We start from the raw sequence: 24,452 nt of genomic DNA on the forward strand, positions 1-24,452 counted from the left end.
ATCGGGCCGCTCAGCCCGTGATGAACGCCCGCAGCGTGGCCATGGCCTCGTCGGGCATGTCGCGCCAGGCGCCGTGGCCGGCGTTCGCGAACTCGGCCCACTGGCGGTGCGCGGCGGGCAGGGCGTCGAAGATCTCGCGGGCGTCGTCGATGGGCGTCACCGGGTCCAGCGCGCCGGCCATCACCAGCACCGGGCATTGCGCGCTGGCCAGGCCGGGGCGCAGGTCCATCACCGGGAATTCGCGCGCCGACCAGGTGTAGAGGATCTCCTCGTTGAACACGTTGCGCTGGCGCGCCTCGGGGTGGCCTGGCGTGGGGTTGTACAGGTGCATGCAGGCGGCCTGGTAGGCGGCCCAGGTGGCCTCGGCCGGGGCGGTCCAGAAGGCTTCGGCGGCGGTGCGTGCGGCCGGGCCGCCCAGGCGCTCGAACATCGCCAGCTTGCGGTCCAGGTTGAAGCGCGCGGCGGTGGACGACAGCACCACCTTGGCCGGATGGCCGGGGTGGCGCGCCAGGTAGCGCTGGGCGACGAAGCCGCCGAAGCTCTGGCCCAGCACGATGGGTTGCTCGATGCCCAGCGCCTCGCACAGCCGCACCACGTCGTCGGCGAAGGTGTCCAGCGTCCACTCCTCGGCCGGGCGGCGGCTGCCGCGGCCATGGCCGCGGTGGTCCACGTAGACGATCTGCGCCACATCGGCCAGCTGGCTGAAGATCGGCTTGAAGCTGGAATGGTCGTAGCCCGGCCCGCCGTGCAGCAGGATCAGCGTGGGCTTCTGGCGCAGGCAGGGGCCGTCGGGCACCCAGCCGGCGCCTTCGATGTCGACGAACAGTTGAACTTCAGGGGCAATCGTGATCAGCATGCGCCGATCATGCCTTGCCGAAATGCCCTTCGAACTTCACCCGCAACTCACGCTTCAAGAGCTTGCCGCTGGGGTTCTTGGGCAGGGCGTCGACGAACAGCACGGCCTTCGGGCACTTGAACGGGGCCAGGTGCTGGGCGGCGTGGGCCAGCACCTCGGCTTCGCTCAGGCCCTTGCCGGCCTTGCGCACCACCACGGCGGTCACGGCCTCGATCCAGCGCGGGTGCGGCAGGCCCACCACGGCCACCTCGCTGATCGCCTCGTGGCGGTACAGCGCCTCTTCCACCTCGCGGCTGGCCACGTTCTCGCCGCCGGTCTTGATCATGTCCTTCTTGCGATCCACCACGCTGAGGTAGCCGTCGGCGTCCAGCACGCCCAGATCGCCGCTGTGGAACCAGCCGCCGGCAAAGGCCGCGGCGCTGCGCTCGGGGTCGTTGAAGTAGCCCAGCAGCAGCTGCGGGCTGCGGTGCACGATCTCGCCCACGGTGCCGGGCGGCACGTCGTTCATGTCGTCGTCGACCACGCGCGTTTCCACGTTCAGCGCGGCGCGGCCGGCCGAGCCGGGCTTGCGCAGCTGGTCCTCGGGCGTCAGCACCGTGGCCAGCGGCGCGATCTCGGTCTGGCCGTAGAAATTCCACAGCCGCATCTGCGGCACGCGGCGGATCAGCTCCTCGATCACCGCCACCGGCATGATCGACGCGCCGTAGTAGCCCTTGCGCAGGCTGCCCAGGTCCACCTCGTCGAACAGCGGGTGGCGCAGCATGCCGATCCACACCGTGGGCGGCGCGAAGAACTGCGTGATGCGGTGCCGGGCGATCAGCGTCAGCAGGTTGTCGGGCGTGGGCTTGCTGGTGATGAAGCTGGTGCTGCCCAGGTAGACGCTGGGGCCCAGAAACACATCCAGCTGCGCGCAGTGGTACAGCGGCAGCGCATGCAGCACCACGTCGCCGGCGGCCATCTCGCCGTCGACGATGCAGCTGAGGTACTGGTCGATCACCGCGCCGTGGGTCAGCATGGCGCCCTTGGGCAGGCTCTCGGTGCCGCTGGTGTAGACGATCTGCAGCAGGTGGTCGCGGTCGAAAGCCATCTCGGGCGCCGGGTGCGCGGCGGCGTCGGTGTCGGCCAGTGCGTGGAAGTCCAGGCAGTCGGCCGGGCAGGGGCTGGCGTCCTCACCTGGAATCCACAGCAGCCGGGCGATGGCGGTGTCGCGCGCGGCGGCGTCGCGGCCGAGCGCGGCCAGGCCCGAATCCACCGCCAGCAGGCGCGCGCCGCTGTGGCGCAGGATGTAGGCCGCCTCGTCGGCGTTGAGCATGAAGTTCACCGGCACCAGCACCGCGCCCAGCCGCGCCAGCGCATAGCGCAGCGCGGCAAAGCCATGCGAGTTGCGCGCCAGCACGGCCACGCGGTCGCCATGCGCCACGCCCTGGCCATGCAGGCCGGCGGCCAGGCGCTCCACCACGTCGGCGAACTGCGCCCAGGTCCAGGCGGTGTCGCCGCACAGGATGCCGGGCTTGTGCGGATGGCGCGCGGCGGTGCGGCGCAGCAGGTCGGCCAGGGTCTGGCGGCGCAGGGCGGGGGGCAGCATGGCAGGGCTCCAAAGGGGCAGGGATGGCCTGCACGCTAGCGCCGGCGCCGCGGCTTGGCATCGGGTTTGAACCCGAGCTTCGGCGATCGCGAAACCCGCTGCGACCGCCGGTTGGCGCAGCCTGCGACAGGCCTGGCGCCGCCGCCGCTCAGGACCCCGCCGCCCCGGCCCGGCCACCCACGCCGAACAGCGCCGCCACCGCCTCGCGGTACTGCGCCAGGCCCACGGCATTGGTGCTGTGGTGCGAGCCGCCCTCCACCAGCACGAAGCGCTTGGGCGCGCTGGCGCGCTCGTACAGCGCGCGGCCCAGGGCCGGCGGGATCAGGCTGTCGGCGCTGCCATGCACCACCAGCACCGGCGCCTTCACGCGGGCGATGGCTTCGGCAGCGTCGAAGCGCTGCGAGATCAGCGGCGCCACCGGCAGCCAGCCCCACTTGAAGCTGGCCACCACGTCGGGGATGGAGGTGAAGCTGCCCTCGACCATCAGGCCGGCCAGATCGGGCGTCTCGGCCGCCAGGCGCACAGCGATGGCCCCGCCCAGCGAATGGCCGAACAGGTAGCGCCGCGCCTGCGGGTGCTGCGCGGCCAGCCAGTGCCAGGCGGCCTGCGCGTCCTCGTGCGCCAGGGCTTCGGAGGGCAGCGCCGGGCTGCTCTGGCCGAAGCCACGGTAGTCCACCGCCAGCACGGCAAAGCCCAGATCGTGCAGGCGGCGCATGCGCGGGGCACTGCCGCGCACGTCGAAGCGCGCGCCGTGCAGGTACAGCAGCACCGGCGCGTCGGCCGCCGGCTGCGGCAGCCACAGGCCGTGCAGGCGCGCGGCCTGGCCGGCCTCGGCGCTGTGGAAGTCGATCCACACGTCCTGCATGCCCTGGGCGGCGGCCTGGCCGCCGGCCCAGGTGCGCGTGCCGGGCTGGAAGATCCACTCGCGCTGCTTCTCGTCCAGCGTGGCGCAGCCGCCCAGCAGGCCGGCGCCGGCCAGGGCCAGTGCGGCCGCGCCGGCCAGGCGGTGCCAGCGGCGGGAGGGTGATGGGGTGGGTGGCGTGCAGGACATGCGCGATGACAACATGGCCCAAACGACCCTGGTGGGCGGCGGGAGTTCCGCGCCCGCGCCGCTCACATCGGCAGGCCGACGTAGTTCTCGGCCACCGCGGTCATCGCCGCCTGGGAGCTGAACAGGTAGTCCAGCTCGGCCAGCTGCATCTTGGTGCCGAACGTGCCGTTGTCGGGGAACTTGTGCAGCAGCGTGGTCATGCTCCACGAGAAGCGCTCGGCCTTCCAGATGCGGGCCAGCGCGCGCTGCGAGTAGTGGTCGACCTCGCCGGCGCGGCCGGCGTAGAAGCCTTCGAGCGCCTGCCACAGGTAGCCCACGTCGCTGGCGGCCAGGTTCAGGCCCTTGGCGCCGGTGGGCGGCACGATGTGGCCGGCATCGCCCACCAGGAACAGGCGGCCGAATTGCAGCGGCTCGGCCACGAAGCTGCGCAGCGGCGCGATGCTCTTTTCCAGCGACGGGCCCGTGACCAGCTTGTCGGCCACCTCGGCGGGCAGGCGCAGCCGCAGCTCGTGCCAGAAGGCCTCGTCGCTCCAGTTCTCGACCTTGTCGTCGAGGCTGCACTGCACGTAGTAGCGGCTGCGCGTGGTGCTGCGCTGGCTGCACAGCGCAAAGCCGCGCTCGTGGTGCACGTAGATCAGCTCCTCGTGCACCGGCGGCGTGTCGCTCAGCAGGCCCAGCCAGCCGAAGGGGTACACCTTCTCGTGCAGGCTGATCTTCTCGGCCGGCACGCTGGCGCGGCACACGCCGTGGAAGCCGTCGCAGCCGGCGATGAAGTCGGCCTGCAGCTCGTGGCGCTGGCCGTCCTTCAGCCAGCTCACGCGCGGGGCGCTGCCATCGAGGAAGTCGTGCACCGCCACCTCGTCGGCCTCGTACACCGTGCTCAGGCCGGCGCTGCGGCGCGCGTCCATCAGGTCACGGGTGACCTCGGTCTGGCCGTAGACAGTGACGCGCTTGCCGGTCAGGCCGTGCAGGTCGATGCGCTCCAGCCGGCCGCCAAAGGCCAGGCACACGCCGTCGTGCGGCAGGCCCTCGGCGTCCATGCGGGCATGCACGCCGGCGGCGCGCAGCAGATCGGTGCAGGTCTGCTCCAGCACGCCGGCGCGGATGCGGCCCAGCACGTAGTCGGCGCTGCGCTGCTCGATCACCACATTGGCGATGCCTGACTTGGCCAGCAGCTGGCCCAGCAGCAGGCCCGAGGGGCCGGCGCCGACGATGGCGACCTGGGTGCGTTGCATGGGGCGTGTCTCCGGGTTGTGGCTTGATGAGGGTCAAGAGTGTGGCCCCCGGCCCGCGCCGTGCTCAATGGACAGTTTCGGCAAAGACTTGAACAATTCGAACATGCGCTCTCCCGCCGGCCTGCCCACCTATGCCCTCTATGGCGAGCAGGGCCGCACCGAGGCCGTCGACTGGCTGCACTGCGAAGACATCGCCAGCCGCAGCAGCCGCCACGACTGGGAGATCCGCCCGCACCGGCATGCGGTGCTGTTTCAAATTCTGTACATCGCCCGCGGCCGGGGCCAGGCCCAGCTGGAAGACCGTGCGCTGGCGCTGCACGGGCCCTGCGTGCTGCTGGTGCCGGCCCTGGTGCCGCACGGCTTCCGCTTCGAGCCCGGCATCGACGGCCTGGTGATCACCGTGCTGGAGGCGCACCTGGCCCAGCGCCTGGCCGCCGCGCCGGGGCTGGCGGCGCGGCTGATGCGGCCGTCCCATCTGCACTGGCCGCGGGCTGCGGGCGTGAAGGCGGGCACCGGTGCGTCGCCAGCCCGCGCCGTGGCCGAGGCGGTGGCGCGGCTGCACGCCGAGTTCCGCGCCGCCGAGGCCTGGCGCGACCTGGCGCTGGACGCAGCGCTGCTGCGACTGGCCGTGGTGCTGGGCCGCGAGGTGCCGGCCGACGAGCGTGCGCCCGACAGCGCGCCGACGCCCGAGCGCGCCACCGCCCATGTGCGCCGCTACCGCGCGCTGGTGGAGGCGCGCTTTCGCAGCCAGCCCACGCTGGCGGCGCTGGCGGCCGAGCTGGGCATCACCCCCACGCAACTCAACCGGGCCTGCCACCAGGTGCTGGGCCACTCGGCGCTGGGCGTGCTGCATGGCCGGCTGCTGCTGGAGGCGCAGCGCGACCTGGCCTACACCACGCTCAGCGTCAAGCGGGTGGCCCTCGGCCTGGGCTTTGCCGATGCCGGCTACTTCAGCCGCTTCTTCCGCCACCACACCGGCCATGCGCCCAGCCGCTGGCGCCAGCTGGGCCAGGCCGGGGCGGGCGCCCCCGATCCCGGTGGCAAAGCATGAAACAGGTCAATGCCCTGGGGGCAGCCCGTGCCCGCCGTGCCGGCCCCCTGACATAGACTGCCAGGGGCGAGGCCCTCATGCGCGCGGCAGTTCAGCGCTGCCGGTGGTCCATCGCGTGACGATCTGTCCCCAATGCAGGGGACGACGGATGCCGGAGGGACTGGACATGAGCTTGGGCGAGCGCACGGCAGACCTGCCACAGGAACCCACCGGCGGGCAGGTGCCTGCAGCCGACGGCGCACCGCCGCCGTGGGTGGTGGTGGTGGGCGCCTCGGCCGGTGGGCTGGAAGCGCTGCGCCAGTTCTTCGGCCGCATCGAGGCCCCCACCCGCGCCGCCTTCGTCGTGGTGCAGCACCTGTCGCCCGACCACCGCTCGATGATGAGCGAGTTGCTGGCGCGCGGTACCACGCTGCCGGTGCACGAGGCCCAGGCCGGCGAGCAGCTGCACGCCGACGGCGTGTTCGTGATGCCGCCGGGCGTGGTGATGACGCTGGCGCAGGGCCAACTGGCGTTCTCGCCGCGGCCGGAGCACGGGGTGTCGCTGCCGATCGACGCCTTCGTGCAGTCGCTGTGCGGGCCGCTGGCCGACCGCTGTGCCGCGGTGATCCTGTCGGGCTCGGGCTCCGACGGGGCGCAGGGCTGTGCCGCGCTGCGTGCCGCCGGCGGCTATGTGCTGGTGCAGGCGCCCGAGAGTGCCAAGTTCGACGGCATGCCGCGCAGCGCGTTGGCCGCCACCCAGGCCGACACGGTGGCGCCGCCCGAGGGCCTGGCCGACGCCGTGCTGGCCCTGACCCGCGGCGACGCGGTGCGCCTGGTCAGCGAGGGCCTGCTCGACCAGGCCGCGGTCAAGCCGGCGATGCAGCAGCTGTTCGAACTGCTGCTCGGCCATGCCGGCGTCGACTTCAGCCAGTACAAGCTGCCCACCATGCTGCGCCGCATCGAGCGGCGCATGAACGTCCACGGCCTCACGTCGATCGGCGAGTACGTCGGGCGCCTGGCCGCCCAGCCCGACGAGTGCGAGCTGTTGCGGCGCGAGCTGCTGATCCCGGTGACGCGCTTCTTCCGCGATGCCGAGGTGTTTGACGCGCTGGGCACGGCGCTGCTCAACCGCCTGGGCCGCCAGGCGCCCAGCCAGCCACTGCGCATCTGGTGCGCCGGCTGCGCCACCGGCGAGGAGGCCTACTCGGTGGCCATCACCGCGCTGGAGGCCTGTGCCGCGGCGCAGCGCTGGCCGGGCATCAAGGTCTTCGCCACCGACATCGATGCGCGCTTCCTGGCCACCGCGGCGGCCGGCGTCTACCCGGCCGTGGCCGCCAGCGGCATCGCGCCCGAACGCCTGGCGCACTACTTCGACAGCCGCGACGGCCAGGTGGTGGTGCGGCCCGAGGTGCGGCAGCTGGTGCTGTTTGCGCGGCACAACCTGCTGGACGACGTGCCCTTCACCAAGATGGACCTGGTGGTGTGCCGCAACACGCTGATCTACTTCCAGTTCGATGCGCAGGAGCGCGTGATGCGCCGCCTGCAGTACGCGCTGAACCCCGACGGCCTGCTGCTGCTGGGCAGCAGCGAATCGCTGGGCGTGCTGCAGCCCGACTTCCAGATCGTCGACGCGGCGCACAAGCTGTTCCGCCTGGTGCGGCCGGTGCTGGCGGTGGGGGCGCTGGCGCAGGGCCTGTCGCCGGCCGGCGGCATCCAGATCCGCCGCGCCACCGCCGGCGCGCCGCCGCTGCTGGGCGGCGCGGCGCGCGGCAGCCTGGTCGACCGCGCCAATGCGCAGCTGCTCGAGGCCTATGTGCCGGTGTCGCTGCTGATCACCGCGCAGCGCCAGCTGCTGCATGCCTGGGGCCCCACGCAGCGCTGGCTGCGCATGCCCAGCGGCCAGCCCAACCTCGATGTCATCCGCCTGCTGCCGTCGCGCCTGGGCGCGCTGGTGGGCCACCTGCTGCAGCGCGCCGGCCGCGACGCCGGCCCCTGCACCGCGGCGCCGCTGCCGATCGAGCGCGACGGACAGGCCGTGATGGTGCGGGTGGTGGCCCGCGCGCTGACCGATCCCGCCGAGGCCGCCAGCACGCTGGGCGACGCCAGCGGCTGCGTGCTGGTCACGCTGGAGGAACTGCCGGCGGCGGCCGAGCCCGCCGCCGGGGTCTCCGGCGGGGTCTCCGGTGGTGAGGGCCCGGCGCTGGACCGCATTGCCACGCTGGAGCGCGAACTGGCCGAATCGCGCCTGACGCTGCAGACCAGCATCGAGGAGCTGGGCGCGGCCAACGAGGAGCTGCAGGCCGCCAACGAAGAGCTGATGTCGGCCAACGAGGAGCTGCAGAGCACCAACGAGGAGCTGCAGTCGGTCAACGAGGAACTGCACACCGTCAACGCCGAGTACAACGGCAAGCTCGAGCAGGTGGCGGCCCTGCATGCCGACCTGGACGGCATGTCGCGCGCCACCGGCATCGCCACGGTGTTCGTCGACGAGCACCTGAACCTGGTGCGCTTCACGCCCGAGGCGGCGCTGCTGTTCCGGCTGCGCGCCGAGGACGTGGGCCGCCCGCTCACCGACTTCAACTGCCAGCTGCAGTATCCGCAGCTGGCCGACGACCTGCGCCATGCGCTGGCCGGCGCCTCGGCGCTGGAGCGCGAGGTGCAGGGCCCCGGCACGCAGCGCCACCTGGCGCGCGTGCTGGGCTATGCCGACGCCGCCGGCCGCCACCGCCGCGCCGTGCTGTCGCTGGTGGACGTGACCCGGCTGCATGACCTGGACCGGCTGCAGCGCGTGGTCGATGCGCTGTCCGAGCACATCGCGGTGCTCGACAGCAACGGCACCATCGTGATGGTCAACACCGCCTGGGCCGAGTTCGCGCGGCGCAACCGCGCCAGCGACACCCAGGCGCCCGACTCCGGCCTGGCCGCCAACTACCTGGGCGTGGTGGCCCGCTCGGACACGCCGGGCGCGCCGCAGCTGCTGTCCGAGCTGCAGGCGCTGCTGGCCGGCCGGCGCGAGGTGGTGCGCATGGTCTACCCCTGCCACAGCCCGTCCGAGCGGCGCTGGTTCATGTTGCGCGCGCTGCCGATGCGTGCCGAGCGCGACGGCCGCCAGACCGGCGTGGTGATCAGCCACGGCGACATCACCGCCTGGGTGGGCCCCGACGGCCCCGATCCGCGCCACATCGCGGTGCAGGGCGTGCTGGCCGAGGGCCTGCAACATGCCTGAGCCGGTGGGGGGTGGGGCCGGCGCAGCGCGGCTGCCGGGCGGCGGGCACGCGCTGGCTGCCGGGCAGCTGCTGTCCACCGCGCTGGACGAGGTGTCGCACGGCCGCCTGGAGGCCGCGCAGCAGATGCTGGACGAACACGCGCCGCTGGGCGTCAGCCTGGGCGATGTGTTCCGCGCCTACCAGGCCGAACTGGAGACGCGCGCGCAGCAGCTGGCCGACGGCCAGCGCCGGCTGGAGCGCGCGCTGGACTGGTTTGCCCACCTGCACCGCAGCCTGCCGGTGGCCGCGCTGCTGGTGGATGCGCAGGGCATCGTGGTGGATGCCAACGCCTGCGCGGTCGACCAGTTCGAACTGGGGCCCGCCCTGCGCAGCGTGCGCCTGCCGCTGCGCCGCCTGCTGGCGCGCCCCGAGGACGAGGTGGCGCTCACCCGGCTGCGCATGAGGCTGGGCGAGACCGACCATGCCGCGCTGGACGACCTGGCGCTGCGCACGCTGGGCGGTCAGCCGCGCTGGGCCGACCTGCGCGTGAGCCGCCTGCCCGCGGCCGATGCGCCCTGGGGCCTGGACCAGGGCCAGGGCGGCCAGCTCGACCTGTTCGTGCTGACCGACCGCACGGCGCGGGTCGAGGCCCAACACGCCCGGGAAGCGGCCGAGGCCGCCGACCAGAAGCGCCTGCAGGCCGAGGCGGCCAGCCGCGCCAAGACCGATCTGCTGGGCCGCGTGAGCCATGAGCTGCGCACGCCGCTCAACGCCGTGCTGGGCTTTGCCCACCTGCTGCTGCTGCCCGAGGCCGGCATGCCGCCCGATGCCCGGCGCCGGCTGGGCCTGATCCAGCAGGCCGGCCAGCACCTGCTGAGCCTGGTCGACGAGGTGCTGGAGATCAACCGCGCCGAGGCCGGCGCGCTGGCGCTGGACATGCACCCGGTCGACCTGCTGGCGCTGGCGCGCGACGTGCTGGCCATGCACGAGCCGCTGGCCAGCGACCTGTCGCTGAACCTGAGCGTGGAGCGTGCCGCCGATGCGCCGCCGCTGCCGCCGGCACTGGCCGACAGCCGCCGCACCTGGGAGATCCTGGTGAACCTGGTGTCCAACGCGGTGAAGTACAACCGCCGCGGCGGCTGGGTGCGCGTGCGCGCCGGCGTCGAGCCCGAGACCCTGCGCGAGCCCGGCCGCGTGTGGATCGAGGTGGCCGACAGCGGCATCGGCATGAGCGCCGAGCAGTGCGCCCACCTGTTCGAGCCCTTCAACCGCCTGGGCGCCGAGCGCCTGGGCGTCAGCGGCCACGGGCTGGGCCTGAGCATCGCCCGCGCCTATGCGCTGGCCATGGGCGGCGATCTCACCGTGCAGTCGGTGTCGGGCGAGGGCAGCTGCCTGCGCCTGCGGCTGCCGCGCGGCGCGTCCTGACAGGAACTGAGGCGGCTTGCCGCCGCTTATCAGCGTTTGGTCGCCCTCGATTTCCGGCCCGGATGGCCGGGATCGCGTGATGCATTCCACATCGTGGCGTCTGGCTGGCCGCCGCGTTCAAGTCGCGATGCCGGGCTGCCGAAACCCGGTTCAAGCGGGCGTGGCCCGTGGCGGTATCCATTCGCGAGAGATCAAACAGCATGGCGACGATGGTCGACGTTGGGGACCTGCGGGTCGGGATGTTCATCCACCTCGATCTGGGGTGGTGGGCGCATCCCTTTGCGCTCTCGAGTTTCATGATCACCAGCCAGGAGCAGATCGACCAGATCCGCGGCCTGGGCAAGCGCCAGTTCCGCTGGAGCCCCGAGAAGAGCCGGCCGCTCGACACGCCGAGCACCGTGACGCCCGGCACCCTGCCGGCCGGTGACGCGCGCCCCGACGTCGCCGTGCCCCAGGACGCACCCGGTGCGGTGGTGCCGGCTGCGGCTGCGGCTGCGGCTGCGGCGGCCACGCCTGCCACGCCTGTGGCCGCGCCGGCCGCCTCCGCATCGCCATCCGCAGCGGCCCCCACGTCCGGCGCCGCCGCCGCGCCGGGCACGGCCGCTGCAGCCCGCGCCCCGGCCGCCGCACCGGTGCCTGCGGCCGATGGGCGCGCTGCCGGCACGCCTGCGGCGACCGCCCGCGCATCCACCGCGCCAGGCACTGCGACCGGCGGTGGCGCCGTGCCGCCAAGCACCTCGCCAACCAGCGCCTCGCCGGCCGGCACCTCGGCGACCGGCACCTCGCCCGGCGGTGCCGAGCCGCGCAGCGGCCGCGCCGAGCCCGCGGCGGCCACGCCCACGGCCGACGCCCGTGGCGAGCACAAGGCCGAGCCGATCGCGCTGGAGCGCGTGCGCCAGCGCGCCGCGCTGTCGCAGCAGCGCGAGGCGCAGGCCCTGTGCCAGCGCCAGGTGGCCGAGGCGCGCGACGCCTGGGCCGAGGCTGCACGCCACCTCGCGCGCCAGCCGCAGCAGTCGCGCGAGATCGCCGAGGGCCTGACCCGCGCGCTGCTCGACAAGATGATGGTCGACCAGGACATGTGCGTGCGCGTGCTGTCCGACGCGGCCTGCGACCCCGTGGCCGGCCATGCGCTGAACGTGGCCGTGGTGTCGATGCTGATGGGCCGCGTGTTCGGCTTCAGCGCCGACGACATGATGGACATGGGCGTGGGCGCGCTGATGCACGACATCGGCAAGTTCGAGCTGCCCGAGCGCGCCCGCTACGACGACGACCGCTGCGGCCCCAGCGAGCAGGCGCTGTACCGCGACCATGTGGCGCACGGCGTGGCCCAGGGCAAGCGCCTGGGCCTGAGCGACGGCGCGCTGCTGGTCATCGCCCAGCACCACGAGATGGCCGACGCCAGCGGCTTTCCGCAGCGCCTGATCCTCGACCGCATGAGCGGACCGTCGCGCATCGTGGCGCTGGTCAACCGCTACGACAACCTGTGCAACCCGCGCCAGGCCGCGCATGCGCTGACGCCGCACGAGGCGCTGTCGCTGATCTTCGCGCAGTGCAAGACCAAGTTCGACGCGTCCATGCTCAACGCCTTCGTGCGCATGATGGGCGTGTACCCGCCGGGCTCGGTGGTGCAGCTCACCGACGACCGCTACGCCTCGGTGGTCAGCGTCAACTCCACGCGTCCGCTCAAGCCGCGCGTGATGGTCTGTGATCCGGCCGTGCCGCCCGACGAGGCGCTGCTGCTGAGCCTGGACCGCGAGCACAACCTGGGCATCCGCCGCAGCCTCAAGCCGGCGCAGCTGCCGTCGGCCGTGCGCGATTACCTGCAGCCACAGCAGCGCATGGTGTACTTCTTCGAGCCGCTGGCCTCGGCCAGCGCGTCGCCGGCGGAGGAACTGGCCGCGTGAGCCGCGCCCTCGTCACCCGCCAGCCCGGGGCCCCCGATGCGCGGCCCGAGGACGCCCCGGCGGGCGCCTCGTGGGACGCCGTGCTCGGCGCGCTGCCCGATGCCGCCTGGCTGGTCGAGGCCGACGGCCTGACCGTGGCCGCCGCCAACCCGGCCGCGCTGTCGCTGCTGGGCCGCGACACCGATGGCGTGATCGGCCAGCGCGCCGAGGCCCTGGTGGCCACGCCCGAGGACCAGGCCTTCTGGGACGAGGTGCGCCACGGCCAGCCCGGCACGCTGCACTCCGACACCGTGCTGGTCAACGGCAGCGGCCGGCTGGTGCAGGTGTCGCGTCGCGTGCAGCCGGTGGCCGCCGCCGGCGGGGCCGCGCCGGCGCACTACCTGGTGGTGGTGCACGACCGCAGCGAGGCCCAGCGCCAGCTCGACGAGCGCGACCTGCTGCTGTCGGAGCTGCAGGCCACGCTGGAATCCACCGCCGACGGCATCCTGGTCACCGACCTGGCCGGCCGCATCCGCGCCTTCAACCGCCGCTTCGCGCAGATCTGGGGCCTGCCCGAGAGCCTGCTCACCGAGCGCCAGGACGAGGCCGTGTACGACTGGATGCGCCGCAGCGTCGACGACCCCGAGGCCTACCAGCGCCGCATCGGCGTGATCCAGGAGGCCACGCTGCTGCAGGCCACCGAGCGCATCGTGCTGCACTCGGGCCAGGTGCTCGAGCGCGTGACGCGGCCGCAGCACTGCAACGGCCGCCCCTGCGGCCGGGTGTGGAGCTTTCGCGACCACACCGAGCTGGTCAGTGCCGGCCAGCGCATCGAGGCGCTGTCCACCACCGACGCGCTGACCGGCCTGTTCAACCGCCGGCAGATGACGGCCACGATCACCGAGTCGCTGCGCCAGGCGCGGCGCGGCGGTGGCGCGCTGGCGCTGCTGCTGCTGGACCTGGACCGCTTCAAGCAGATCAACGACAGCCTGGGCCACGAGGTCGGCGACCGCGTGCTGACCGAGGCCGCCGACCGCCTGAAGGGCTGCCTGCGCCAGGGCGACGTGGTGGCCCGCGTGGGCGGCGACCAGTTCGCCGTGCTGGTGCATGAGGCCGACAGCCGCGCCGCCGAGGCCACCGCACGCCGCGCGCTGGACGTGGTGGCCCAGCCGATGGCGGTGGACGGCCTGCAGTTCACCCAGACCTGCAGCGTGGGCGTGGCCCTGTACCCCGGCGATGCCAACGACGCCGACCAGCTGATGCGCCACGCCGAGAGCGCGATGCTGCGTGCCAAGCAGGGCGGGCGGGCCTGCTTCCGATTCCACCAGCCGCAGCACGACGCCGACCTGCGCCAGCGCATGCGCATCGACCATGCGATGCGCCAGGCCCTGGCCAGCCACCGCTTCCGCCTGCACTACCAGCCGCAGGTGCAGCTGGCCACCGGCCGCGTGATCGGCGCCGAGGCCCTGATCCGCTGGCGCGACCCCGAGCTGGGCGAGGTGCCGCCCGGCCAATTCATCCCGGTGGCCGAGGAGACCGGCTTCATCATCGCCATCGGCGACTGGGTGCTGGGCCAGGCCGTGCGCCAGGCCGCCGAATGGCGCCGCACCGGCTTGGAGATGCCGGTGTCGGTGAACGTCTCGGCGCTGCAGTTCCAGCAGGCCGACTTCGTCGAGCGCGTCGGCGCGGTGCTGCGCGAGCACGAGCTGCCGGGCGAGCTGCTGGAGCTGGAGCTGACCGAGAGCCTGCTGGTGCACGACGCCAACGAGGCGCTGGCGCGCATGTCGCAGGTGGCGGCGCTGGGCGTGCGCATGGCCATCGACGATTTCGGCACCGGCTACTCCAGCCTGGCCTACCTGAAGCGCTTCCCGATCGACCGGCTGAAGATCGACCGCAGCTTCGTCAAGGCGCTGCCGGTCGACGAGAGCGATGCCACCATCGTGCGCGCCATCATCCAGATGGCCCAGGCGCTGGGGCTGACCGTGATCGCCGAGGGTGTGGAGACCGAGCCGCAGCGCATGTTCCTCACCGATGCCGGCTGCGACGAGTTCCAGGGCTTCCTGTTCGCCCCGGCGCTGGACGCCGACAACTTCGCCGAGCGCGTGCGCTCGGGCCGCGACCGGCTGCGTCCACGGCTGAGCCTGGTGCGGTAACGGGGTGCGCCCGCCGCGCGGGCAAAATGCACACTTCGATCGATACGGCGGGGTGTGCACGTGATCTACAAGTTCAAGAGCAAGGCCGCGGGCGACGTCATCATGCTCGGCCCCAACGGCGATGCGCTGCTGCGCATCCTGGGGCGTGAGCCGGCGCCCAAGGGCATCATCGAGCCACCGGCCATGCCCGGCGCCATCGCCGCCATCGAGCAGGCCGTGCAGGCTGCGGAAGCCGCGCGCGCCGAGGCCGAGCGCGATGCCGCCGCCCAGGGCGACACCCTGCCGCCGGCCGAGGGCGTGGGCCTGCGCCAGCGCGTGTGGCCGATGGTGGACATGCTGCGCCGTGCCGCCGCCGCCGAGGAGCCGGTGGTGTGGGGCGTGTGACGACCGGTTGAAGGTAGTACCGAGATGCGACTGTGGAGCGATGCCTGGGCCAATGGCGAGCCCATTCCCGAGCGCTTTGCCGCCGGCCGCCTGGCCGCCGATGGCGGCGTGGCCTTTGGCGACAACCTGAGCCCGCCGCTGCGCTGGGCCGATCTGCCGCCGGGCACGCAATCGCTGGTGCTGATGTGCCATGACTTCGACGTGCCCAGCCGCGCCGACGACGTGAACCAGCCCGACCGCGAGGTGCCGGCCGACCTGCCGCGCGTCGACTTCTTTCACTGGCTGCTGGTGGATCTGCCGCCCACGCTGGCGGGCCTGGCCGAGGGGCAGTGCAGCCGTGGTTTCACGCCGCGCGGCAAGCCCGGCCCCGCGGTGCCGGCCGCGCAGGATCTGGGCGACGCCGCGCGCCACGGCCTGAACGACTACACCGGCTGGTTCGCCGGCGACGCCGAGCGCGCCGGCCGCTACTTCGGCTACGACGGCCCGTTCCCGCCGTTCAACGACTCGCTGGTGCACCACTACCTGTTCGCGCTGTACGCGCTGGACCTGCCGCAGCTGCCGGTGGCCGGCGAGTTCACCGGCGCCGCCGTGCGTGCCGCGCTGGCCGGCCATGTGCTGGACGCGGCCACGCTGTCGGGCACCTACACGCTCAACCGTCGTTTGCGTCCGTGATGCCCCCACGTCGCTTCGCTCCTGCCCCCCGAGGGGGCGCCCAGCCCCTTGGGGCGGCCCGGCGGGGCTGGAGCCGCTACGACCGATGACCGAGCCGACCCGCCTGATCGCCATCCGCCACGGTGAGACGGCCTGGAACACCGAGCACCGGCTGCAGGGCCAGCTCGACATCCCGCTCAACCCGTTGGGCCGGCGCCAGGCCGCCTGCCTGCCCGAGGCGCTGCGCCACGAGGGCCTGGACGTTGTGGTGGCCAGCGACCTGGGCCGCGCGTGGGAGACCGCGCGCGCCTTCGCCGGCCCGCTGGGCCTGCCGCTGCTGCCCGAGCCGGGCCTGCGCGAGCGCGCCTTCGGCGTGATGCAGGGCCACACCTACGAGGAGATCGAGACGCGCTGGCCCGACTGGGCGGCGCGCTGGAAGGCGCGCGACCCCGACTTCGCCGCGCCCGAAGGCGGCGAGAGCCTGGCCGGCTTCTACGCCCGCTGCGTGGCCACCGCCGAGCGCGTGGCCCAGGCCCATGCCGGCCGCACCGTGGCCCTGGTGTGCCACGGCGGCGTGCTCGACTGCCTGTACCGTGCCGCCGCCCGCCTGCCGCTGGACGCGCCGCGCACCTGGCAGCTGGGCAATGCGGCGGTCAACCGCCTGCTGCACACGCCCCAGGGCCTCACGCTGGTGGGCTGGAACGACCAGTCGCACCTGGACGGTCTGGACGACCTGGCGCTGGACGAAAGCAGCACCTGAGCCGGTGCCGAACTTGAGCCCCGCGCGCGTGCGCGGGCATGCAAGTCCACACGGCTGACGCAAAGCGTTACGGCACGCGGCCCTCAGGCCGGCGGCCTGCCCTGCCGATAACCCGGTGGCAGTTCGCCCGTCATGAGTGCCGCCATGAAGTCACCTCCGCACGTTCCGATCACCGCCCCGCGGCTTTCTGCCGGCTTCACGCTGGTGGAACTGGCCGTGGTGCTGGCCGTCATCGTGGTGGTGTTCTCGATCGCCGCGCCGGCGATGTCGGAGTTCACCGCCAACAACCAGGTGGTGTCCACGCGTTCGTCGTTCTCGGCCGCGGTGGCGCTGGCCCGGTCGGAGGCGGTCAAGCGCAGCCGCCAGGTCATCGTGCAGCCGCTGTCGGGCGGCAGCACGGGCAACGAGTTCGCGGCCGGCTGGGAGGTGGTGATCGACGAGGACGGCGATGGCGCCGCCGGCGACACCGAGGCGCGCGTGCGCCGCTACCCGGCGCTGCCCGCGGCGCTGTCGCTGTCGGGCCCCGGGGCACTGCTGTTTCGCACCAGCGGTGCGCTGGGCAGCGCCAGCGACCGCGTCTACACCGTGTGCCGCAGCGGCAGCCCGCGCGGCTACACCGTCACGGTCACGCCCAGCGGCCTGGCCGATGTGGCCAACGTGGACGACTGCGGATCATGAGCCCGCGCCGCGACCGCCCCGTGCCGCGCCGCGCCGCGCGCGGCATCGCGCTGATGGAGGCGCTGATCGGCGTGCTGCTGCTGTCGATGGCCGCGCTGGCCTATGCCGCGCTGCAGGCCCGCGGCCTGGGGGCCAATGCCAGCGCCATGTGGCGCAGCAAGGCCACGCTGATGGCCTATGAGATGGCCGACCGCATGCGCGCCAATCCGGCCGGTGTCAGCGCCGGCAGCTACGGCAACCTGACCAGCGCGGTGGAGACGCCCAACTGCGGCGTCAACAGCGCCTGCTCCACCGCCAACATGGCCCTGCTGGACTTCGCCCAGTGGCGCACCGGCCTGGCCGCCGCGCTGCCCAACGGCACCGGCGTGGTGTGCCTGGACGCGACGCCCTACGACGGCGATGGCGACGGCCCGGCCTGCGACGGCACGGGCTCGGTCTACGCCGTCAAAGTGTTCTGGAAAGAGCGCGGACAGGCCTCGCGCCTGGCCGTGCCGGTGCGGCCATGACGGCGGCGCAGCCTCGCGCGGCACGCGCCGCGGGCCTGCCGCGGGGCATGACCCTGGTCGAGCTGATGGTCGGCCTGGTGATCGGCCTGTTCGTGGTGGCGGTGATGGGCTCGGTCTACATCGGCAGCCGCACCACCTTCGCGGCGCAGGAGTCCACCGGCCGCGTGCAGGAGAACGGCCGCTTCGCGATGGACGCCATCTCGCAGGACCTGCGCATGTCGGGCTTTCGCGGCTGCCTGGGCCAGTCGGCGGTGGTCAACACGCTGAACACGCCCAATGCCGCGCTGTACGACTTCGGCCAGCCGGTGTGGGGCAGCCGCAGCACCTCGGGCGCCTGGTCGCCGGCGCTGGACGCGGTGATCGGCGGCCTGTCGCCCAGCGCCGACGGCGACGTGCTGGTGGTGCGCCGCCCGGCCGGCGTGGCCTGGGCGCTGATCGGCGAGATGGCCAGCACCAGCGCCGTGCTCAGCATCACGCCGACGGCCAACTTCGTCCAGGGCGATCTGCTGATGGTGGCCGACTGCGTGGGCGCGGCGGTGCTGCAGGCCACCAACGCCGCGCCCGGCACCGGTGGCTCGATCGACCACCAGCCGGCGGTGGCCGGCGTGGTGCCGGGCGTGTCCACCGCCAACCTGGGCCGCGCCTTCGCCAACGACGCGCGCGTGTGGCGCATGCAGACCGAGGTGTACTACCTGGCCGGCAGCGCCCGCCACACCGGCCAGACGGCGTTGTGGGTGTACCGCAACCCAACCTACGGTGAGGCGCAGAAGACCGAACTGGTCACCGGCGTCGAGCGCATGGCCTTCACCTTCGGCCTGGACACCGACGGCGACCTGTCGGCCGACCGCTTCGCCAGCGCCGATGGCGTGGCCAACTGGGCCCAGGTGGTCAGCGCCCGGGTCGAGCTGCTGCTGGTCGGCAACCTGGAGACGCGCACCACCAAGGCCCAGCCCTACACCTTCAACGGCAGCACCACCACGCCCACCGACGGACGTCCGCGCACGGTGATGTCCACGCTGGTCACGCTGCGCAACGCCCTGCCATGAGCCGCCGCCCATGAGCCACCCCCGCCGCGCCCCCGAGCAGGGCTTCTCGCTGATCATCATCCTGCTGACGATGCTGGTGCTGTCGTTCCTGGCGCTGGGCGCGATGAACAGCGCCGTGGTGCAGGAGCGCATGGCCGGCAACGCCCGCGACCGCAATGTCGCGCTGCAGGCCGCCGAGGCCGCACTGCGCGACGCCGAGGCCGACATCGAGGCCAATGCCGACGCCGCCAACGGCTTCACCGAGGACTGCACCGGCGGCCTGTGCATCCCGCCGTCCGACACCGCCAGCGGCCCCAAGTCGGCCCCGGTCTGGCAGACCATCGACTGGGCCGCCAAGGGCCGGGCCTATGGCAGCCGCACCGGCGCACCGGCCGTGCCCGGCCCCGGCAACGAGGCGCTGGCCACGCAGCCGCGCTACATCATCGAGCGGCTGCCCACGCTGCCGCCGCGCAGCGGCGACACCGCCTGCGTGGGCGGCGGCTGCGGCAACGCCCCCACCGACAAGGCGCGCGCCTACCGCATCACCGCGCGCGCCTCGGGGGTGAACGCCAGCACCGTGGTGATGCTTCAATCGGTCTACGTCAAGCAATGAAACCGCTGAACGCTCCGGTCGGCGCGCCGCCCCGCGCGCGCCACCTCCCGCGGGCCCTGGCGGCCCTGCCAGCCCTGCCGGTCCTGCTGGCCTGCCTGGCCCTGGCACCGCGCGCCAGCCTGGCGCAGACGCTCACCTTCGCGCAGACGCCGCTGTTCCTGGGCACCGCGGTCAAGCCCAATGTGCTGGTGGTCTACGACAACTCGCAGTCGATGGACGGCACCATGGCCGGCAAGCTGATCGCCGGCAACGACGACACCACGCGCGGCAACATCGCGCGCAGCGTGCTGCGCAGCACCATCGCCAACTACCGCAGCTCGTTCAACTGGGGGCTGGCCAGCTTCGAGACCCGGGCGTCGTCGGTCTACACCACCTACCCGTACTACTTCGGCAGCGACACCGAGGTGCTCTACACCAACGACTGCACCGGCGGCCTGTCGCCCAGCAACGGCAACCTGCGCTGCATCGCCAACCCGCAGACCGGCAACGGCTTCAACTTCCTCACCTACCGCTACAGCAGCGACGATCCGGCGATCAACGACGTGCTCTACACCGGCGACTTCGGCGCCCAGCTGTACGGCATCGGTGTCAACGGCGGCACGTCCTACCGGGTGTTCGGCAGCCATGGCAACAACACGGGCTGGAATGCCGGCAACTTCAGCGACGAGAAGAACGGCAGCCCGTGGACCTTCACGCCCACCGATGCCGGCTACCTGCCGTCCACACCGCCCAACCGGCGCATGTTCTGGTTGAAGCGCGCCTGGGGCTACTACGCCGACATCACCGGCAAGGGCAAGGTCAACCAGCCCGTGGCGGCCGACTCCGACACCCAGTACAACGCGCTGATGGCGCTGCTGGCCAAGGAGACCAACGACAACGCCACCACCGAGCTGAAGAACTCGGCCTTGTTCACGCCGCTGGCCGGCACCATGGCCACGGTGAAGGATTACTTCGCCAACAACCTGAGCGGCAGGACCACGCCCATCACCCAGAGCTGCCAGCGCAACTTCGTGCTGCTGGCCACCGACGGCAACCCCACCGGCAAGACCGACGGCTCGATGTACCCGCTGGCCGACCAGCTCAACACCTACAACGCCAGCACCAAGACCTGGACCTTCGGCACCGCGGCCAGCGACGTGTTCACGCGCATCACCAGCCTGCGCACCACGGCCTACAACAGCAAGAACTACGACGTGCAGACCTACGTGGTGGGCCTGGGCGACTCGGTGGCCAATGCCAGCTCGGTGGCCACGCTCAACCGCATGGCCCAGCTGGGCGGCACCGACAACGCCTTCTTCGCCACCGACCAGACCGCGCTGGCCGATGCCTTCCGCGCGATCAGCGTGGACATCATCTCGCGCACGGCGGCCGCCTCGTCGGTGTCGCTGAACGCCGGCTCGTGGAACACCGGCGCCAAGGTGTACCAGGGGCGCTTTTCCAGCGGCGACTGGTCGGGCCAGCTGCTGGCGCTGCCGATCGGCAGCGACGGCGCGCCCGGCAGCACGCCCGACTGGGACGCGGGCCAGAAGCTCAACAACCTGAACTGGAACACCGGCCGCCAGATCTTCACCTACAAGCCCTCGGCCGCGCTGGGCAGCCGGGGCGTGCCCTTCCGCTGGCCGGCCAACGCCGCCTCGCCCGGGGCGGCCGAAATGGACGCGGCCATGGTCACGGCGCTGAACAAGAACGGCGCCGGCACCACCGACGGCTACGGCAGCCAGCGCCTGGAGTACCTGCGCGGCAACACCGCGCGCGAGAGCCGCAACTGCGGCAGCTGCAGCGCGCCGGTGTTCCGCGACCGGCCGGTGTCGGTGCTGGGCGACATCGTCAACTCGGCGCCGGTGTTCGTGGGCGGTGCCACCGGCGACTGGCGCGACACCATGGAGCAGTCGCGCTACTCCACCTACGCCAACGCGCGCAGCGGTCTCACGCCGATGATCTACGTGGGGGCCAACGACGGCATGCTGCACGCGTTCGACGCCAACACCGGTGCCGAAGTGTTCGCCTATGTGCCCTATGCGGTGCGCAACCGCCTGTCGGGCCTGACCAGCAACCCCTACACCCACCAGTTCAACGTCGACGGCTCGCCGGCCGTGGGCGACGTGGCCATCGGCGGCACGTGGAAGACGATGCTGGTCAGCGGCATGTCGGCCGGCGCACCCGGGTTGTTCGCGCTGGACGTCACCACGCCCGGCAACTTCATCGAGAGCCGTGCCGCGCAGGTGGTGCGCTGGGAGGTGGGCGACAGCGATGCCGACGTGGGCCACATCTTCAGCCGCCCGATCCTGGCCAAGATGCGCGACGGCCGCTGGCGCGCCATCGTCGGCAACGGCTACAACAGCGCCAACGGCAAGGCCGTGCTGCTGCTGGTGGACCTGGAGACCGGCGCGATCACCAAGATCGACACCGGCGTCGGCGCGGCCGACAACCCCAACGGCCTGTCGGCGGCGATCACCGTCTCGTCGGCCGACAACGGCGTGGTCGACTACGTCTATGCCGGCGACCTGCGCGGCAACCTGTGGAAGTTCGACCTGTCGTCCACGGCCCGCACCAGCTGGGGCGTGGCCTACAAGAACGCCAGCAACGTGGCGCAGCCGCTGTTCACCACCGCCTCGGGCCAGCCGATCACCGCGCGCCCGGACGTGACGCGCTTTCCCAAGGGCGGCTGGATGGTCACCTTCGGCACCGGCCGCTATGTCGACGTGACCGACAACGCCGCCGGCAGCGCGCAGGCGCTGTACGGCATCTGGGACAACGGCAGCACCGTGGCCGCGGCCGACCTGCAGGCGCAGAGCTTCGCCAGCACGCTCTACACGGGCAGCGACGGCCGCACCTACCGCCTGAGCACCCATGCGGTCGACAAGCCCGGCGACACGCAGATCACCGGCGACAACGTGATCACGCTGGCCAACTACTACGCCGGCAAGAAGGGCTGGAAGCTGCCGCTGCCCGACAGCGGCGAGCGCGTGGTGGCCCAGTCCACGGTGCGCGGCGGGCGGGTGATCTTCTCGTCGCTGATCCCCAGCACGGCGGTGTGCGCCTTCGGCGGCAGCGGCTGGGTGGTGGACATCGACGTCATCACCGGCAACCGCGCCGAGGCGCTGGACACCAACGCCGACACGGTCATCGACACCAACGACAAGCTCGGCGGCACCTATGCGTCGGCGGTGAAGGTGAACTCGGTGCCGGCCGCGGTGACGATCATGAAGGTCAAGAAGCGCGACCGGAAGTACGGCAACACCTCGTCGGGCGACCTGGTGCTGATCGACGAGAAGAACACCGCCGAGCGCTCGCGCCGCGCGGCCTGGGAGCAACTGCAATGACGCGCCGAACCCTGGGCACCACGCTGGCCGCCCTGGCCCTGGCCGGGCCGCTGGCCGCACAGGCCGCCATGGTGGCGGGCCCCGGCGGCACGGCCGAGCAGGGCCGGCGCATGGTGTTCGACACCCCGCCATCGGCCAGCGCCGCCTCGGCGCCGGCGCTCGACCTGGCCGAAGGCCGCCTGGATGCCGTGGACCTGGCCGCCGGGCGCGTGGTGATCAACGGCCGGCCGGTGGCGCTGCATCCGCAGGGCCTGCGCGTCATCGGCGGTGCGGGCCAGGCGCTGGCGGGTCCGGCCGCGCTGGTGGCCGGCCAGCGGGTGCGCTTCGCGCTCGAGCCCGGCACCGCGGCGCAGCGCCGCATCGTCCTGATCTTCATCGAGCGCTAGCCGCCATGCCCCCTCGCACCCGCATCCTCCGCCCGCGCGCCGCCGGCCGCGGCTTCACGCTGATCGAGCTGGTCATCGTGGTGGCCATGGTGGCCATCCTGGCCGCCGCCTCCTACCCCAGCTACCACAGCTACGTGGGCCGCACCCGCCGCGCCGACGCCAAGCAGGCCCTGCTGGAGCTGGCGCAGCGCCTGGAGCGCTACTACACCGAGCGCGGCACCTATGCCGGCGCCACCCTGGGCGGCAGCGACGGCATCTACCCCAACACCTCCAGTGGCGGCTACTACACGCTGAGCATCGCCTCGCAGTCGGCCGATGGCTTCAGCATCACCGCCACGCCCACCGGCACGCAGAGCGGTGATGCCTGCGCCGTCTTCGGCTACAACCAGCTGGGCGAGCAGAGCGTCAGCGCCGCCGCCACGCTGAGCGCCGGCAAGTGCTGGCAGTGAGCGCGCGCTGATGCCGCGCTGAACCCGCGCTGAACCCGCGCTGAGCCCGGCCGCGCCGCGCCCGGGGAATGCTCGGCTGGTCAGGCGCGGGCGGCTGCGGCAGCATGGGGCGAGGAGTCGTCCTGCCATGCAGCCTGCCCAAGTCATCGTCCTGGCCTCGCCCGTGTTCTTCGCGCTGATCGGGCTGGAGTGGTGGCTGGGCCGCCGCCGCGGTCGCGACACCTACCGCCTGCACGACGCCATGGCCAGCATTGGCCTGGGCATGGTCAGCCAGCTGGCCAACGTCATCGCGCGGCTGGGCGGCCTGGGCCTGTACACGCTGCTGTGGCAGCACGCCGCCGCGTGGCGGCTGCCGGTGGATGCGGCCTGGGTGTGGCTCAGCGCGCTGCTGCTGTACGACCTGGCCTACTACTGGCACCACCGCCTGGGCCACCGCGTGGCCGTGCTGTGGGCCGCGCACGTGGTGCACCACCAGAGCGAGGACTACAACCTGTCCACCGCGCTGCGCCAGACCGGCAGCAACTGGCTGCTGGGCTGGCTGTTCTACCTGCCGCTGGCGCTGCTGGGCTACCCGCCGCTGGTGGTGGGCACGGTGGCCCTGGTGGATCTGCTGTATCAGTTCTGGGTGCACACCCAGCAGGTGGGCAAGCTGGGCTGGTTCGACCGCTGGTTCTGCAGCCCGTCCAACCACCGTGTGCACCATGCCGTGAACGACGCCTACGTCGACCGCAACTACGGCGGCATCCTGATGGTGTGGGACCGGCTGTTCGGCACCTTCACCGAGGAGCGCGACGACGAGCCCTGCGTCTACGGCACGCGCACACCGCTGCACAGCTGGGACCCGCTGCGCGCCAACCTGCAGGTGTATGCCGAGCTGTGGCACGACAGCCGGCATGCCGCCTCGTGGGCCGACCGGCTGCGCGTGTGGTGCAAGCCGCCCGGCTGGCGGCCGGCCGACGTGGCGGCGCGCTGGCCCAAGCCGGCCTTCGACATCGCCCGCGTGCAGCGCTGGAACCCGCGGCCCCCGGCCCGCGTGTGGTGGCTGGCGGTGCCGCTGTGGCTGGTGGCGCTGGGCCTGGTGGTGGCCGCACTGTGGCAGGCGCATGTGCTGGGCACCGCCACGCTGTGGGCCGCCACCGCGGCGGCGCTGCTGCTGATGGGCGCGGTGGCCCGGCTCACCGGCGGCGCGCCGGCCGGTGCGGCCAGCGCGACGGGCGCCGTGGCCCGCCGCGGCGAGTGACGCGAATTCCCGA

19 protein-coding genes and 1 pseudogene are annotated in these 24,452 nt (G+C 72.7%); 16 read left to right on the top strand and 4 right to left on the bottom strand.

Annotated features, from left to right (window positions below; genetic code table 11):
* Positions 1 to 10 precede the first annotated feature (10 nt).
* The 4 genes from AACH10_RS05105 to pobA all read right to left on the bottom strand — a co-directional run bounded on the left by AACH10_RS05105 (position 11) and on the right by pobA (position 4,727).
* Positions 11 to 856, bottom strand: a complete 846-nt coding sequence (locus AACH10_RS05105) for an alpha/beta fold hydrolase (protein ID WP_341409290.1) — start codon at positions 854 to 856, stop codon at positions 11 to 13.
* Positions 857 to 863: 7 nt separating this feature from the next.
* A complete protein-coding gene (locus AACH10_RS05110; RefSeq protein WP_341409292.1) occupies positions 864 to 2,441 on the bottom strand; it encodes an acyl-CoA synthetase in 1,578 nt (525 codons plus the stop codon).
* Positions 2,442 to 2,589: 148 nt separating this feature from the next.
* Entirely contained in the window at positions 2,590 to 3,492 is a 903-nt protein-coding gene (locus AACH10_RS05115) for an alpha/beta hydrolase (protein ID WP_341409293.1), read from the bottom strand.
* A 62-nt stretch (positions 3,493 to 3,554) separates the two neighbouring features.
* Positions 3,555 to 4,727, bottom strand: a complete 1,173-nt coding sequence (gene pobA / locus AACH10_RS05120) for a 4-hydroxybenzoate 3-monooxygenase (RefSeq protein WP_341409294.1) — start codon at positions 4,725 to 4,727, stop codon at positions 3,555 to 3,557.
* A gap of 103 nt (positions 4,728 to 4,830) precedes the next feature.
* Here pobA and AACH10_RS05125 point away from each other — a divergent pair, with 103 nt between their 5' ends.
* The 16 genes and pseudogenes from AACH10_RS05125 to AACH10_RS05200 form a co-directional block, all read left to right on the top strand.
* Positions 4,831 to 5,778, top strand: coding sequence for a helix-turn-helix domain-containing protein (locus AACH10_RS05125; protein ID WP_341409295.1), 948 nt, complete (start codon positions 4,831 to 4,833; stop codon positions 5,776 to 5,778).
* Between the two features lie 166 nt (positions 5,779 to 5,944).
* The gene (locus AACH10_RS05130; protein ID WP_341409296.1) at positions 5,945 to 8,983 is read left to right on the top strand and encodes a CheR family methyltransferase; all 3,039 of its coding nucleotides are present in this window, start codon (positions 5,945 to 5,947) and stop codon (positions 8,981 to 8,983) included.
* Positions 8,976 to 10,388: a sensor histidine kinase gene (locus AACH10_RS05135; protein ID WP_341409297.1), complete on the top strand. Its 1,413-nt coding sequence runs from the start codon at positions 8,976 to 8,978 to the stop codon at positions 10,386 to 10,388. Before AACH10_RS05130 ends, AACH10_RS05135 begins: the two co-directional genes overlap by 8 nt.
* Before the next feature lie 239 nt (positions 10,389 to 10,627).
* Entirely contained in the window at positions 10,628 to 12,292 is a 1,665-nt protein-coding gene (locus AACH10_RS05140) for a cyclic di-GMP phosphodiesterase (protein ID WP_423228559.1), read from the top strand.
* Positions 12,289 to 14,424: a putative bifunctional diguanylate cyclase/phosphodiesterase gene (locus AACH10_RS05145; RefSeq protein ID WP_341409299.1), complete on the top strand. Its 2,136-nt coding sequence runs from the start codon at positions 12,289 to 12,291 to the stop codon at positions 14,422 to 14,424. Before AACH10_RS05140 ends, AACH10_RS05145 begins: the two co-directional genes overlap by 4 nt.
* A 54-nt stretch (positions 14,425 to 14,478) precedes the next feature.
* A complete protein-coding gene (locus AACH10_RS05150; protein ID WP_423228560.1) occupies positions 14,479 to 14,808 on the top strand; it encodes a DUF1840 domain-containing protein in 330 nt (109 codons plus the stop codon).
* 24 nt (positions 14,809 to 14,832) lie between these two features.
* Positions 14,833 to 15,480 (top strand): YbhB/YbcL family Raf kinase inhibitor-like protein, encoded by a 648-nt coding sequence (locus AACH10_RS05155; RefSeq protein ID WP_341409300.1) that lies wholly within the window; start codon positions 14,833 to 14,835, stop codon positions 15,478 to 15,480.
* An 85-nt stretch (positions 15,481 to 15,565) separates the two neighbouring features.
* Positions 15,566 to 16,219: a histidine phosphatase family protein gene (locus tag AACH10_RS05160; protein WP_341409301.1), complete on the top strand. Its 654-nt coding sequence runs from the start codon at positions 15,566 to 15,568 to the stop codon at positions 16,217 to 16,219.
* A 144-nt stretch (positions 16,220 to 16,363) separates the two neighbouring features.
* Complete coding sequence (locus tag AACH10_RS05165) at positions 16,364 to 16,897, top strand: GspH/FimT family pseudopilin (protein WP_341409302.1); 534 nt, start codon at positions 16,364 to 16,366, stop codon at positions 16,895 to 16,897.
* Positions 16,894 to 17,403 carry a type IV pilus modification protein PilV gene (gene pilV, locus AACH10_RS05170; protein ID WP_341409303.1) on the top strand — a complete coding sequence of 170 codons (510 nt, stop codon included), beginning with the start codon at positions 16,894 to 16,896 and terminating at the stop codon, positions 17,401 to 17,403. The genes AACH10_RS05165 and pilV overlap by 4 nt, the downstream gene beginning before the upstream one ends.
* Positions 17,404 to 17,450: 47 nt before the next feature.
* Positions 17,451 to 18,449 carry a PilW family protein gene (locus AACH10_RS05175; protein WP_341409304.1) on the top strand — a complete coding sequence of 333 codons (999 nt, stop codon included), beginning with the start codon at positions 17,451 to 17,453 and terminating at the stop codon, positions 18,447 to 18,449.
* A gap of 10 nt (positions 18,450 to 18,459) precedes the next feature.
* Entirely contained in the window at positions 18,460 to 19,041 is a 582-nt protein-coding gene (locus tag AACH10_RS05180; RefSeq protein ID WP_341409305.1) for a pilus assembly PilX family protein, read from the top strand.
* Positions 19,038 to 22,364, top strand: coding sequence for a pilus assembly protein (locus AACH10_RS05185; RefSeq protein WP_341409306.1), 3,327 nt, complete (start codon positions 19,038 to 19,040; stop codon positions 22,362 to 22,364). The genes AACH10_RS05180 and AACH10_RS05185 overlap by 4 nt, the downstream gene beginning before the upstream one ends.
* Positions 22,361 to 22,750 (top strand): hypothetical protein, encoded by a 390-nt coding sequence (locus AACH10_RS05190; RefSeq protein WP_341409307.1) that lies wholly within the window; start codon positions 22,361 to 22,363, stop codon positions 22,748 to 22,750. The genes AACH10_RS05185 and AACH10_RS05190 overlap by 4 nt, the downstream gene beginning before the upstream one ends.
* A gap of 5 nt (positions 22,751 to 22,755) precedes the next feature.
* Positions 22,756 to 23,199 carry a type IV pilin protein gene (locus tag AACH10_RS05195; RefSeq protein WP_341409308.1) on the top strand — a complete coding sequence of 148 codons (444 nt, stop codon included), beginning with the start codon at positions 22,756 to 22,758 and terminating at the stop codon, positions 23,197 to 23,199.
* A gap of 127 nt (positions 23,200 to 23,326) precedes the next feature.
* Positions 23,327 to 24,403 (top strand): annotated as a pseudogene (locus AACH10_RS05200) (sterol desaturase family protein); the annotation flags it as partial.
* Between the last annotated feature and the right edge of the window lie 49 nt (positions 24,404 to 24,452).

It is taken from the genome of Pseudaquabacterium inlustre (assembly GCF_038066595.1).
Lineage (GTDB): Bacteria > Pseudomonadota > Gammaproteobacteria > Burkholderiales > Burkholderiaceae_C > Pseudaquabacterium > Pseudaquabacterium inlustre.